Raw genomic sequence first — 12,470 nt, 5'->3', positions numbered from 1 at the left:
AACAGTCGCTAAAATACCGAAACGTAACAAAATCTCGACATTTGCTAGACTAATCGCATTAATTGCGGCACACTCTCTCTCGTTGCTGATCAGCAACGTTGTACCGGAACAATCTACCCTGAATCTATCCTGTCGGAGATAGTCACCTATGGCGACCATCCTGGTTTTGCACGGCCCTAATTTGAACCTGTTAGGGACAAGAGAGCCGGAAATCTACGGATCAACCACTCTGGCAGAGATCAACCAACGCCTGACCGAACTCAGTCTGGCCGCGGGACACCACCTTCAAGCCATGCAAAGCAATGCCGAGTATGAGCTGATCGAGCGCATCCACGATGCCCGGAAGGAGGCTGTCGATTTTATTCTGATAAATCCCGCAGCGTTCACTCACACCAGCGTTGCACTGCGCGATGCCCTGGCTGGCGTTGCCATTCCATTTATCGAAGTTCATCTCTCAAATGTTTACAGTCGCGAAGCGTTCCGACGCCACTCGTACCTGTCCGACATTGCCGTGGGAGTTATTACCGGACTTGGTGCTCAAGGCTACGAACTTGCCTTAAGCGCTGCCTTCGCTCAGCTTGCAAAATAAACGAACAGCAAGCTGCTGAAAGACTACAGACAAACTTGGAAATCCCTCATGGACATTCGGAAAATTAAAAAACTGATCGAAATCCTCGAAGAATCGGACATTGCTGAACTGGAGATCAAAGAAGGCGAGGAATCCGTTCGCATCAGCCGTTCATCCAGCATTCCTGTCGCTGCGGCCGCACCAATGTACGCCGCTCCAGCTCCAGCACCAGTGGCTCCAGCCGCGCCAGCACCTGCCGCTGAGGAGAAAAAAGATTCCAAAGCCTCCCTGAGCGGGCACATTGTGCGCTCTCCAATGGTGGGAACCTTTTACGCTGCGCCAAGCCCTGGCTCCCCGCCATTTGTTGAAGCGGGTCAGCACGTTAAAGCGGGGGATGTCATCTGTATCGTTGAAGCGATGAAGATGATGAACCAGATTGAGGCCGACAAAGCCGGCGTCATTGAAGCAATTCTCGTAGAGGATGGGCAACCGGTTGAATTTGATCAGCCGATGTTCACTATCGTGTAACGGTAGCCGGACGGCAAGGGGCTCATCATGTTCGAAAAAATACTTATCGCCAATCGTGGCGAAATTGCTCTGCGCATCCTGCGAGCCTGTAAAGAGATGGGCATTCGTACCGTCGCAGTGCACTCCCAGGTAGATCGCGATCTCAAGCACGTGAGACTGGCGGATGAATCCGTTTGCATCGGACCTAATCCTTCCAGCGAAAGCTATCTGAATATACCTCGCATTATCAGCGCCATGGAAATTACCGACTCAATGGCGGTACACCCTGGTTATGGTTTTCTCGCAGAAAATGCGGATTTTGCGGAACAGGTCGACAACAGCGGCTTCACCTTTATTGGCCCTAGCGCCAGTGTCATCCGCTTAATGGGTGACAAGGTTTCAGCCATCGCCGCCATGAAAGAGGCTGGCGTACCAACCGTTCCCGGCTCTAATGGACCGTTACCGGAAGACAAGGATCGGTGCATGACCATCGCTCAGGATATTGGCTATCCGGTCATCATCAAAGCTGCCGCCGGTGGTGGCGGCCGCGGTATGCGTGTGGTCAACACCGAATCTGCGCTGCTTAACTCTATTCGAATCACCAAATCAGAAGCGAAAGCCGCCTTTGGTGACGATACGGTTTACATGGAGAAATTCCTGCAGAACCCACGTCACGTTGAAGTGCAAGTGATGTCCGATGGACAGGGCCATGCCATTCACCTTGGTGACCGGGATTGCTCGCTGCAGCGCCGCCACCAAAAAGTGTTGGAAGAAGCACCTGCGCCCGGCATCGATCCTGAAGCTCGTGCACAAGTTCTGCAATCCTGTGTCGACGCCTGCGTTAAGATTGGCTATCGCGGAGCGGGAACCTTTGAATTCTTGTATGAAGACGGCCGTTACTACTTCATCGAGATGAACACTCGCATCCAGGTAGAGCACCCAGTGACCGAAATGGTCACCGGCATCGATTTGATCAAAGAGCAAATTCGCGTTTGTGGCGGAGAAAAATTGTCCTTTACTCAGGATGACATCCAAATAAAAGGGCACGCTTTTGAGTGCAGGATCAATGCCGAAGATCCCAAATCCTTTATGCCCTGCCCTGGAAAAGTGACGCAATTTCACCCCCCAGGCGGCCTCGGCGTACGAGTGGATTCGCACCTCTACAGCGGCTATACAGTACCACCCAACTACGACTCAATGATTGCCAAGGTCATTACCTATGCGGACACCCGCGAGGAAGCCCTACTGCGCATGCGCAGTGCGCTGGATGAGCTGGTGGTTGACGGCATCCGCACCAACATCCCTCTTCAACAGGATTTGGTCAGAGATTCCGGCTTCGTGAAAGGTGGCGTTAACATCCACTATCTGGAAAAGAAACTGGGCCTTTAATCCCGGTCACATTGCCTCTCTCGCGGCAAACTCGCTTTGAGAGAGGCTTTTATCTACTAACTTGTGTGATGCACGTCTTGCAGACCGTACACAGACACATTCAATCCTTCCATACGCGCTTTCAATTGCATCGAGAGATACAGACTATAGTGTCGGCTCTGGTGTAAGTTCCCACCGTGAAACCAGAGTGCCGGTTGCTGCGTGGGCTTCCACATATTGCGCTCTTCTCCCTCCCAGGGACCGGGATCCTTGGGGGTATCTGAGCCCAGTCCCCAACATTTGCCAACTTTGTCGGCGACCTCTTGGGAAATGAGATCTGCGGCCCAGCCGTTCATAGAGCCGAAACCCGTCGCGTAGACGACCAGATCGGCTGGCAGCACGCTGCCATCCTGAAGAACGACCGCATCCTCGGTCAGATGCGACACATCTCCACTGGCCAGTTTGATATCACCATTCGCCACCAGCTCGCTGGCGCCGATATTAATGTAATAACCCGAACCCCGGCGCAGGTACTTCATAAACAGTCCCGATCCGTCAGAGCCCCAATCCAATTTAAACCCAACGTTTTCCAGCTTCGCGTAAAATTCCGCATCCTGTTCGCGAATCTGATCATAGAGCGGAATATGCCATTGATGCATGATTCGGTAGGGCATGGATGCAAAGATCAGGTCGGCTTTTTCGGTCGTCATACCGCCTTGCACCGCTTCTTCGGAATAGAGAGACCCGAGTGCAATTTTCATGAGGCTGTCCGACTTCACAATATGCGTCGACGATCGTTGCACCATGGTGACGTCCACGTCGTTTTCCCAAAGTGCGGCGCAGATATCATGAGCGGAATTGTTGGACCCGATGACCACCACCTTCTTGCCGCGATAGGCATCCGGCCCCGGGTGTTTCGAGCTGTGCTGTTGTTCTCCACGGAAAGTATCCTGCCCGGGGAACGATGGCACACTGGCCTTGCCAGACATCCCGGTTGCGAGAATCAGTTGTTTTGGCCGCAGAGTTACCGGCTTGCCATCACGAATAACGTCAACCAGCCATTCGTCAGCGTCTTCGTCATAACGGGCGCTTTCGCAGCTGGTGCTGCTCCAATAGTTCAACTCCATGATTTTCGTGTACATCTCCAACCAATCTCCCAACTTGTCCTTGGGCGTAAACACCGGCCAGTTGGACGGAAATTTTAAGTAGGGCAAATGGTCGTACCAAACAGGGTCGTGCAGGCACAGAGACTTGTAGCGATTGCGCCAGGAATCCCCCGCACGCGGATTCTTTTCAATAATAATGGTCGGCACATTCAGTGCTCGCAGGCGAGCCCCCAGAGCAATGCCACCCTGACCGCCGCCGATGATGACGCAATAGGGCTGCTTGGTATAACCGAGTTCCGCTTCTTCCTGCTCGCGATCTTCAAGCCAGGTAGTGCGCCGTTTGTCACTACCGTGTTTTGCACCGAGGGGACGATTAAAATACGTCGGGTTCTCAAACCCTTTCAGTTCCTGCAAAGTCGTCAACAACGTCCAGACCTTACCGTCGCGCAAACGCACCAAGCCACGCCCTACACCTGCGGAGGTTTTAAAGGTGAACCAGGCCTCCGTTACGCCATCGACTTCCGTAACCGCGTCGCTTTCCGACAAGGAAAAATGACGGGGTTTAATGTCACTCAACTGTGAGCGCAACATGTCTCGGACGCCTTCTGGCCCTTCAACGGTCTTGAGATTCCAGGTAAATGACACCAGATCACGCCAGTAGCTTTCTTGATGAAACAAATTGGCTACTGCGTCGGCGTCCCCCGCTTGCAGCAATTCACTAAACGTCGACAGAAACCGGTTGGCCAGTTCTTCACTCATCGATATTCTCCTATGATTTTATTATTTGGATCGGCCACCAAGGTGTGGCGAATATCCTTAGAGCAATGGCTATGCCCATCCAACAAGAGAAATATCGTATTGATTTAAAAGGAATTATTATGATTCAGCCAAAGAGAAATCGTCGCGTACTGTGGCCGACAATCGCCTGTGCAACGGTGGATGCCACGCTCAGATATTAACAATCAGCGGGTATTGGCCCCCAATTCCAATGGGGCTCAAGCCACGACGGGAAGTCGACGCCAAAAAAACGCGTTTCTAGTGGTCGTCAGACTTGCGGCGTAGTCGGCGATAAATCGTTGAACGATCAACCCCCAACATACGCGCGGCGGCAGATACATTGCCGTCACACTGACCAACCGCCTGCTCAATACTGCAAACATCAAGCTGCTGCTGTTGCGCTCGCTGCTGAGCCAAAGGTTGGGTTCGCAACAACCGTTCCGGCAAATGCTCCAGCATCAGCAGACTGTCGTCACACAACAAAATTCCGTAGCGGAGCGCGGTATCAAGCTCACGGATATTGCCGGGCCACTCATACGCCTTCAGAAATTGCAGCACCTCCTCCGAAAGCTCAATATTTGCCTGATGACGCCCCGCCAGGTAGGAGGCTATAGCGATCAGGTCATCTCGCTCACGCAATGCTGGCAACCAAAATTCTGCGGCCGCCAGGCGATGGTAAAGATCATTGCGGAACTCGCCTTCCGCCACCCGTGCTTCAAGGTTGTGGAGCGAGGCGGAAATAATACGAAGGTTGACTTGGGTGGCGCGGGTCGCGCCAACACGCATCACCTCACCTTCCGACAAGACTCGCAACAGGCGGGCTTGCAGAGGTCTGGGCATATCGCCGATTTCATCCAAAAACAAACTTCCGCCGCTCGCGGCCTCAATCAATCCCGCTCGACCTTTTGCCGCCGCGCCAGTAAACGCGCCGGGCGCGTGGCCAAACAACTCTCCTTCAATCAAGGTTTCAGGTATCGCAGCACAATTAACGGCGACAAATGCCCCGGTTCGCCCGGAGGCCTGATGAATCGCTCTCGCAAGTCGCTCCTTGCCGGTTCCGGTTTCCCCTTGCAACAATACCGGCAAATCGGTGGCGGCCACCTTCGCGCATCGTCGCAAAAGCAAACCCAAGCGACGGTCGCCCCAATCCAAATTGGCAAAGGCTTTGCTCACAGAGGCAACGTCCGAAGAAGGCCTCCTACTTTGAGACACCTTCGTCACCGCAGAGTACTCACCAACCGAAGAAGGCCAATCTGGATCCTGCAAACGGGCATACCAACGACTATTGTCCGCCGCGAGCAGAATTCGTTGATCGGGCTCTCGCGCTCGCGCCAACCGAGCCAAATGATCAGTGTCGGTCTGAAAGAAGCGCCCTATTGATGCTCCCAATAAGCGCTGAGGATCACGCCAGGAGCAACCAACAATCTCCGCCAGTTGACGACACGCGCTATGGGTCATCCCCACCACCCGACCATTGGCATCGAGTGCAACCGCATGCTCCGGATCAACATCCAGGAAAGCGGGCTGCCGCGAAAAACACAGTACCCAACCTCGACGCTGCTCGTGCATCAAATTCGCCAATTCAACATGACGTGCAGCCTGCCGAACGAGATGCAGAGCGAGATTCTGACTGATCTTCGGCCCCGGAGGCCGCAGCAGAGAAATATCCAGAACAGCAGCAAGCTGCCCCGCTGGATCGTAGATTGGTGCCGCGGTACAACTCAGTGAAGTATGGGAATCATCGAAGTGATCGCATTGGTGAATCGTCAAGGCCTCGCCCGTTACAATGCAGGAACCAACACCGCAAGTTCCCGCCCGGGATTCGGACCATTCAGCCCCCAGATACAGACCCGCACGGCGCAGCTCCGCCTCAAACTGACTATCACCAAAGTAATCGATGGTAACACCGTCATTATCGGCCAGTAGCAAGACATAATCATGGCCGGCCACCTGACGGAAGAGCTCACTCAATCCGTTGCGCGCGATGTGGATCAGATTCTCACTGCGCTGCCGGTGCTCTCGCAAACACTCAGATGAAACGATGTGCGCCTGAATCCGATGGGCTGGATCCATCCGGTATTCATCGACACAGCGAATCCAGGAATTGACCACCGCCGGATCACGGTGGGAATGGCGACCGTCGAGCACTTGCTCAATTTCGGCAATATGGTGAACCATCGTCTTGGCAGTCATAGGACCTCACACCTTCTTGATACGGTCACAGACACTCTACGCGCCATATCGAGGTAACTATTATTATTGGAGATTGTGACTATAGCGGCGCCCCAGTTGCAACGTCAAAGAAAAGCTCTATTCCATACCGAACGTGTCCGTCCAATATTCAGCACAATATTCGCTGCATCGAACAATAACCGGATCGAATACTCTTACTTATCACTGAGTAAAGCATCACAGTCACAGCCAAACGAATGCTAAGAAGGGATACTTATGCAGATCACAAAGTTGTTTATCCACGCCATAGCCTCCGTAAACTTCGTCGCCATCACCCCCTTGGCTTACACTCAACAACTTCCGGCACCGTCCGGCTGGGAAGAATCCAATACCCCCTCAGGCAGAGTCATAACAAAAGATTCATCCAGAATCGAAGTGGGTCATTGGCAGGTCACTGGCGATCAAACCATGGAGGAGCTTGTCCAATCCCTCCGTCATACGGTACCCACCGGTGCAGACTTTATTTCCAGCGGAGATGTAAAAGCCGAAAGAATACCTGGCGCCTATGCTGCCACACAAAAAATCACCTTGAATGGCAAATCTGGACAAGCCGTCATCTACGGATGTCCTGGTGAGCCGGGCGTCGGTCGCATTCTGCGTCTCGCGGTGGAAAACAGTAAGTTCCTCGACCTCTTCGCCGCCGGCAGCTTTTTAGAAACCATCTGCAAAGATGAACCCAAAGGCAGTCTCGCCGATGTGGCGTCAACCGCTGGTGTTGCAGCAGCTCCCTCTTCTAACTCTCAGGAAATGTCCGAGACCAACGCCCGTCACCACGCAATAGAAGCAGCAAACGAGCCGCGAACAACAGGCCGGGACCTCGTCAAAGAGAACGCGAAAATACCCAACGCCAACCGCCCACTTCGCGCATATATGCATATGGAGCAACGTTTGGAAGGCTACCCAGCCATGCTCGTTCTAAAACCTAAAATGATGATGACGTTTGCCAACGGATGGTCAACCTATTGTTCAGACTGGGATTTGGTGCAGCAGAGACCCTCACCAGGGGATATCGACAACGAAGAACAGGGTTGCAAGCTAACCAAAGACATAGAACAAGACACGGATGCTTTGTCCGGTTTTAAACCAGGAGAGAGGGTCGAACTCTCCTTGGGGCGAATCAGTGGTACAGGATACGATCTCGGCGGTAGCAACAGTTCCGTGATTCGCGGAGGGACTGTCGCCCTCAGTAGAGATGGCCGCATTAAACTGGGCAAGTGGGGCGGCTTTTCCGTCTCGAGTGGCGGAAATGGCGCTGGAGGATCGTCTCGAGGTGCAATTACAGGGCGTTACTATTTGAACGGTTACACCATCACCATAGAGACTGATGATGGCGAGATACTAAACAGCTTTATTGGCGGCAGCTATCACAAAGGGACAACACAGTTTTCAAGTCTGTTTCTGGCAGGAACCTATTTTTGGGATAGAGACAAATAACAGGACCGCAGAAACAGCAGTGTGCTGCCCTTAGGGTTCTGGGTCGAATAAATGCCCTAATTTACCCCGTTTGGTTTCGAGGTACTTCGCATTATGGGGGTTGCGTCCTTTTTCGTGAGGAACACGCTCAACAACGTCGACCCCCAGCTCCTCCAATGCAGCAACTTTGCGAGGATTGTTGGTCAGCAGTCGCAATTGGCGAACACCGAGATACTCCAACATAGGCTTAAGGATGGAGTAGTCTCGCATATCGGCACCAAATCCAAGCTTCTCATTCGCTTCTACCGTATCAGCGCCATTGTCCTGCAAGTGGTAGGCTTTGATCTTATTGATCAAACCAATGCCGCGACCTTCCTGCCGCAGGTAAAAAATAATTCCACGCCCCTCGAGCGCAATGCGATGCATAGCCGCTTGCAATTGCGCACCACAGTCACAGCGTAAGCTGAAAAGTGCATCGCCCGTCAAACACTCGGAGTGTATACGAGCCAATACCGGGGCGTCGTCTTCAAAGTGCCCCATCGTCAATACCACGTGCTCTTTGCCCGTTTCCTTGTCTTCAAATCCGTGCATGTCAAACATACCCCACGGAGTTGGCAACTTGGAAGATTCAACGTATTCGACAGACACTGCAATTCCTCATTCACTCGGCAAACACACTCGTGTGATCACCTAATGGCTCTGCAAAACCAGAACGCCATTTTCTCTAAACATGTTTACCCGGCTCAGGTAGCTGTTTCCCAACAATATAATTTGAGGGAAATCACTCAGGGTAACCAAAGCCTGCACCTGATGGACCGTTAGCTCACCCAGCGTGACACTGTTGAGCATGACTTCATAAGCGTCGGCGTAACCGTTAGCTGTTGACACCCGCGTTGGTCGACCTTTGCGAAAATCCACACCGAGAGATTTCGCCATCGCTTGGTTCATGGCAACGGACGTCGCCCCTGTATCGATCATGACTTTCGTCGGCCGCTTATTAATACGCGCCGGCGTTATATAGTGTCCGCGCGCTCCCGCAGACAAACGGACCTCTCGACGTTGAGCTTCGGTATAGCCAGAAGCAATCTTTTTAGACAAGCCTAAGCGAAACTCTTCACCGGCAATATCAACAATTGCCTCGCGGCTGTTCGCCGACACTAAACGTACTTCGCCCTTAGTCTGCCCCACTTTCAGCAGCTGATTACGACCGTCAATTTTGAGCATGGCGCTGTCGCGAAACAACGCCAGCACCTCAACCTCGGCCGACAACACACTGCCACTCAAGCTCAACATCAACAGACTTAAGCAGCAGATACAGGAGCGAAAAACCTTGCTGCTCTGTTGGCTAAAAGTGCTCATAGCCCGACCGAACAAAATGAAGGGGTTCACCCTCTTGCAACACCTCAACTCGATCGCCAGCAACGACCTCGCCGATATCAATAAACTGCAAACCCTGCTGACTGAATAATTCTCCGAGTGCATCTCGTCGGGATGGAGGCAGAGTGAAACACAATTGGTAGTCGTCTCCGCCCGTCAGAGCCAGGCGCAAAGCCTCGTCACCGCCAAAGTGCTCACGCAAAGCTGCGGACAAAGGAATCTTTTGAGCATCCAGGCAGGCACCGACACCGCTGGCTTTACAGATGTGGCCCAGATCAGCCAATAAACCATCGGAGATATCCAGCGCCGCACTGGCAAATTCACGGAGCAAAATGCCTTCTTCCAAACACGGACGCGGCTGGTAATAACGCCCCCGTAAATAAGTTTGCACCGATTCCGGCAACGACGACTGCCACAGACATTCGAGAGCGGCGGCAGCATCACCAAGTGGACCTGTGACACAAATGCGATCGCCGACCGAGGCGCCGCTGCGCAGCAATGCTTGACCTTTGGGTACCAAACCGTGCGCCTGAATCGTGACCGTCAGAGGCCCCCGCGTGGTGTCTCCACCGGCCAGACGAATTCCAAAGGATGTCAGAAGCGTTTGCAGGGTTTGGCTGAAATCTCGCAACCAAGACTCTTTGAGCTCCGGAAGCGTCAACGCCAGGGTAATCCACGAGGGCTTTGCCCCCATTGCGGCAAGATCACTGAGATTAACCCGCAGAGACCTTTCCGCCAGCAAGCCACCGGGAATTCCTGCGGGAAAATGCACATCGGCAACCAGCGTATCCACTGTAATCGCGAGCTGATGGTCGCTAGGAATTTCAAACAGCGCGGCATCATCCCCAATGCCTAAAATCACCTCAGGCGCATAACGATCGACACCTTCCTGTCCAGAATTATTCTGGCGGAAGTATTGCTCGATGATATCAAATTCGCCCAAAGCCATAGGACTTTTCTACGCTAAGATCGCCCGCTAGCCCTGGCGATCAGCGTTTACCTCCGCCTGTCGATGTTGTACCGCGACTTTATCCAGCACACCGTTTACAAATTTATGAGCATCGGTTGCACCGAATTTTTTCGCCAGAGAAACCGCCTCATTGATGACCACTTTGTAGGGCACATCAATACGCGACATCAGCTCGAAAGTCGCCAATCGCAATAATGCCAAAGTAATGGGGTCGAGTTCGTCCGCTTCTCGCTGCATCAGATACGGGCGATATTCGGCATCCAGCTCACCACAGCGACTCACGACCTGTCTCAGCACTTCTCGAAAGTAATCCGTGTCGGCCTTACTCATGTCATTGTCAGTAAAAAATTCAGCCTCGATAACCGAAACCTGTGCTGAGGTCATCTGCCACTGGTAGATGGCCTGCATGGCAAAATGTCTAGCCTTGCGGCGGGCAGCTGGAGATACATTCATTGGAACATCCGCGAGAATAATCAGAGATCAGATCAGTTAAATTCTGGACAGCAACGACACCATTTCCAACGCCGTTAATGCCGCTTCCTCGCCTTTATTACCGGCCTTGGTACCAGAGCGCTCAATCGCTTGCTCAATTGAATCTACCGTCAGGACACCAAAGGTGACGACTGTGTCACTGGACAGAGAAACTTGAGCCAACCCCTTGGTACATTCACCGGCAACATAATCGAAATGGGGCGTACCGCCTCGAATAACCGCGCCGAGAGCGATGATGGCATCAAACTCACCTTTATCGGCCAAGCGCTTCGCGACCAGCGGGAATTCAAAAGCCCCTGGCGCGTAAAAAATACTGATTTGATCTGCACCGACGCCATGACGACGCAGTGCATCCAGAGCGCCCTCTTTTAAGCTTTCAACAACAAAGCTATTCCAGCGGCTAACGATCAATGCATAGCGGCCATTGCTGCTGGTGAAGTCGCCTTCGACAATAGTAACTGTACTCATGAACTCTCTCTCTTAATTTGGCGCTGCGTTGGGTTCCACAGCCTCCATATCGCCGTCGAGACGGCTGCTGATGTATTCCACAACTTCCAGATCAAAGCCGGAAATCGCATTAAATCGAAATGGGGCACTCATTAGGCGCATTTTTTTCACGCCCAGATCCCGCAGAATCTGCGACCCTGTACCGACTTGCTTGTAAACCAGGTCTTGACTGGGCCGTTCTTGCTTGCCGGACAACAACCAGTCGATCGCCTCGTCGACATCATTGGTGGTTTCGTTGTGGCAAATCATCACGATCACCCCCCGGCCTTCTTCCGCAATGCGTTTCGCTGCGCGATCAAACGTCCAGGGTGCATAGCGATCGTCCTGTGCCCGTCGAATTTTAAAAACGTCCCTCGCGGTGCTACCGACGTGGACGCGAACAAGCGGAGGTTCGCCGCCCGTCAAGTCGCCGAGGATGAACGCAAAGTGTTTTTCGTTGCGTGCTTTGTCCAAATACGTCAAAAGACGAAAATCGCCAAAACGGGTTTGCACTTGCCGCTCTTGAGTGCAGGCAACGGTCTTTTCGTGCAAAGACCGGTAGTGAATCAGATCCGCGATGGTGCCAATTTTGAGATCGTGCTTTTCGGCAAAGCGTTCCAGGTCTGGACGGCGCGCCATAGTACCGTCCTCGTTCATAATTTCAACGATGACGCTGGCTCCTTCAAAACCCGCCAGGCGAGCCATGTCGCACCCGGCCTCAGTGTGGCCGGCGCGACTGAGCACGCCACCGGGCTGCGCCATCAGCGGGAAGATGTGTCCCGGCTGCACGATATCGGAAGGCTGGGCATCTCGAGCGACGGCAGCACGTACCGTGCGGGCGCGATCGGCGGCGGATATCCCGGTCGTCACGCCTTCGGCGGCTTCAATCGATACCGTGAACGCCGTCGAATGTTGAGCCATGTTATCGGTCACCATCAGTGGCAGATCCAGCTGCTTACAGCGCGCCGGGGACAAGGTCAGGCAAATCAATCCCCGGGCGTGAGTCGCCATAAAATTGATGTCTTCTGCGCGCACCTGTTCTGCCGCCATGACAAGATCGCCCTCATTTTCGCGATCTTCATCATCCATCAGAATGACCATTTTGCCCTGGCGAATATCGTCGATCAGCTCTTCGATTTTATGTAACTTCATACCTGTTCCGTCTCGTCTCCGA

Annotated in this window: 12 protein-coding genes; 4 read left to right on the top strand and 8 right to left on the bottom strand. The window is 53.1% G+C overall.

Features of this window, described 5'->3' with window-relative positions; all coding sequences use genetic code 11:
• Nucleotides 1-148 precede the first annotated feature (148 nt).
• Genes aroQ through accC form a run of 3 tightly spaced genes read left to right on the top strand, consistent with a single transcriptional unit; the run spans nucleotide 149 to nucleotide 2,464 of the window.
• On the top strand, nucleotides 149-589 hold the full coding sequence (gene aroQ / locus ACXAFR_RS24880; RefSeq protein ID WP_475182247.1) for a type II 3-dehydroquinate dehydratase: 441 nt from the start codon (nucleotides 149-151) through the stop codon (nucleotides 587-589).
• Nucleotides 590-637: 48 nt separating this feature from the next.
• Complete coding sequence (gene accB / locus ACXAFR_RS24875) at nucleotides 638-1,096, top strand: acetyl-CoA carboxylase biotin carboxyl carrier protein (protein ID WP_475182244.1); 459 nt, start codon at nucleotides 638-640, stop codon at nucleotides 1,094-1,096.
• Nucleotides 1,097-1,123: 27 nt separating this feature from the next.
• Nucleotides 1,124-2,464, top strand: a complete 1,341-nt coding sequence (gene accC, locus ACXAFR_RS24870; protein ID WP_475182243.1) for an acetyl-CoA carboxylase biotin carboxylase subunit — start codon at nucleotides 1,124-1,126, stop codon at nucleotides 2,462-2,464.
• A gap of 56 nt (nucleotides 2,465-2,520) precedes the next feature.
• On the opposite strand, the gene ACXAFR_RS24865 is transcribed toward accC, so the two are convergent.
• Nucleotides 2,521-4,308, bottom strand: coding sequence for an NAD(P)/FAD-dependent oxidoreductase (locus tag ACXAFR_RS24865; RefSeq protein WP_475182241.1), 1,788 nt, complete (start codon nucleotides 4,306-4,308; stop codon nucleotides 2,521-2,523).
• 276 nt (nucleotides 4,309-4,584) lie between these two features.
• On the bottom strand, nucleotides 4,585-6,519 hold the full coding sequence (locus ACXAFR_RS24860; RefSeq protein ID WP_475182239.1) for a sigma-54-dependent Fis family transcriptional regulator: 1,935 nt from the start codon (nucleotides 6,517-6,519) through the stop codon (nucleotides 4,585-4,587).
• A 255-nt stretch (nucleotides 6,520-6,774) separates the two neighbouring features.
• Between ACXAFR_RS24860 and ACXAFR_RS24855 the strand changes: the two genes are divergently transcribed.
• Nucleotides 6,775-7,992: a hypothetical protein gene (locus ACXAFR_RS24855; protein WP_475182238.1), complete on the top strand. Its 1,218-nt coding sequence runs from the start codon at nucleotides 6,775-6,777 to the stop codon at nucleotides 7,990-7,992.
• 30 nt (nucleotides 7,993-8,022) lie between these two features.
• On the opposite strand, the gene ribA is transcribed toward ACXAFR_RS24855, so the two are convergent.
• From ribA to ribBA, 6 genes are read right to left on the bottom strand one after another with little or no spacing between them, the layout of a single operon-like run.
• Nucleotides 8,023-8,619 (bottom strand): GTP cyclohydrolase II, encoded by a 597-nt coding sequence (gene ribA, locus ACXAFR_RS24850; protein ID WP_475182236.1) that lies wholly within the window; start codon nucleotides 8,617-8,619, stop codon nucleotides 8,023-8,025.
• Nucleotides 8,620-8,661: 42 nt separating this feature from the next.
• On the bottom strand, nucleotides 8,662-9,330 hold the full coding sequence (locus ACXAFR_RS24845; RefSeq protein WP_475182234.1) for a retropepsin-like aspartic protease family protein: 669 nt from the start codon (nucleotides 9,328-9,330) through the stop codon (nucleotides 8,662-8,664).
• Nucleotides 9,317-10,297, bottom strand: coding sequence for a thiamine-phosphate kinase (gene thiL, locus ACXAFR_RS24840; RefSeq protein WP_475182233.1), 981 nt, complete (start codon nucleotides 10,295-10,297; stop codon nucleotides 9,317-9,319). The genes ACXAFR_RS24845 and thiL overlap by 14 nt, the downstream gene beginning before the upstream one ends.
• A gap of 27 nt (nucleotides 10,298-10,324) precedes the next feature.
• The gene (gene nusB, locus ACXAFR_RS24835) at nucleotides 10,325-10,771 is read right to left on the bottom strand and encodes a transcription antitermination factor NusB (protein ID WP_475182230.1); all 447 of its coding nucleotides are present in this window, start codon (nucleotides 10,769-10,771) and stop codon (nucleotides 10,325-10,327) included.
• Nucleotides 10,772-10,807: 36 nt separating this feature from the next.
• The gene (ribH, locus tag ACXAFR_RS24830; RefSeq protein WP_475182227.1) at nucleotides 10,808-11,278 is read right to left on the bottom strand and encodes a 6,7-dimethyl-8-ribityllumazine synthase; all 471 of its coding nucleotides are present in this window, start codon (nucleotides 11,276-11,278) and stop codon (nucleotides 10,808-10,810) included.
• Nucleotides 11,279-11,290: 12 nt separating this feature from the next.
• Nucleotides 11,291-12,448 carry a bifunctional 3,4-dihydroxy-2-butanone-4-phosphate synthase/GTP cyclohydrolase II gene (gene ribBA, locus ACXAFR_RS24825; protein WP_475182225.1) on the bottom strand — a complete coding sequence of 386 codons (1,158 nt, stop codon included), beginning with the start codon at nucleotides 12,446-12,448 and terminating at the stop codon, nucleotides 11,291-11,293.
• Nucleotides 12,449-12,470: the final 22 nt, after the last annotated feature.

The sequence above is a fragment of the Pseudomaricurvus sp. ABR4_320 genome, from assembly GCF_056159445.1.
This window is presented reverse-complemented; position numbering and strand designations above follow the sequence as displayed.

Coding starts and splice junctions, on each gene's coding strand:
- aroQ (WP_475182247.1), top strand. CDS start 149: ATGGCGACCATCCTGGTTTTGCACGGCCCTAATTTGAACCTGTTAGGG.
- accB (WP_475182244.1), top strand. CDS start 638: ATGGACATTCGGAAAATTAAAAAACTGATCGAAATCCTCGAAGAATCG.
- accC (WP_475182243.1), top strand. CDS start 1,124: ATGTTCGAAAAAATACTTATCGCCAATCGTGGCGAAATTGCTCTGCGC.
- ACXAFR_RS24865 (WP_475182241.1), bottom strand. CDS start 4,308: ATGAGTGAAGAACTGGCCAACCGGTTTCTGTCGACGTTTAGTGAATTG.
- ACXAFR_RS24860 (WP_475182239.1), bottom strand. CDS start 6,519: ATGACTGCCAAGACGATGGTTCACCATATTGCCGAAATTGAGCAAGTG.
- ACXAFR_RS24855 (WP_475182238.1), top strand. CDS start 6,775: ATGCAGATCACAAAGTTGTTTATCCACGCCATAGCCTCCGTAAACTTC.
- ACXAFR_RS24845 (WP_475182234.1), bottom strand. CDS start 9,330: ATGAGCACTTTTAGCCAACAGAGCAGCAAGGTTTTTCGCTCCTGTATC.
- thiL (WP_475182233.1), bottom strand. CDS start 10,297: ATGGCTTTGGGCGAATTTGATATCATCGAGCAATACTTCCGCCAGAAT.
- nusB (WP_475182230.1), bottom strand. CDS start 10,771: ATGAATGTATCTCCAGCTGCCCGCCGCAAGGCTAGACATTTTGCCATG.
- ribH (WP_475182227.1), bottom strand. CDS start 11,278: ATGAGTACAGTTACTATTGTCGAAGGCGACTTCACCAGCAGCAATGGC.
- ribBA (WP_475182225.1), bottom strand. CDS start 12,448: ATGAAGTTACATAAAATCGAAGAGCTGATCGACGATATTCGCCAGGGC.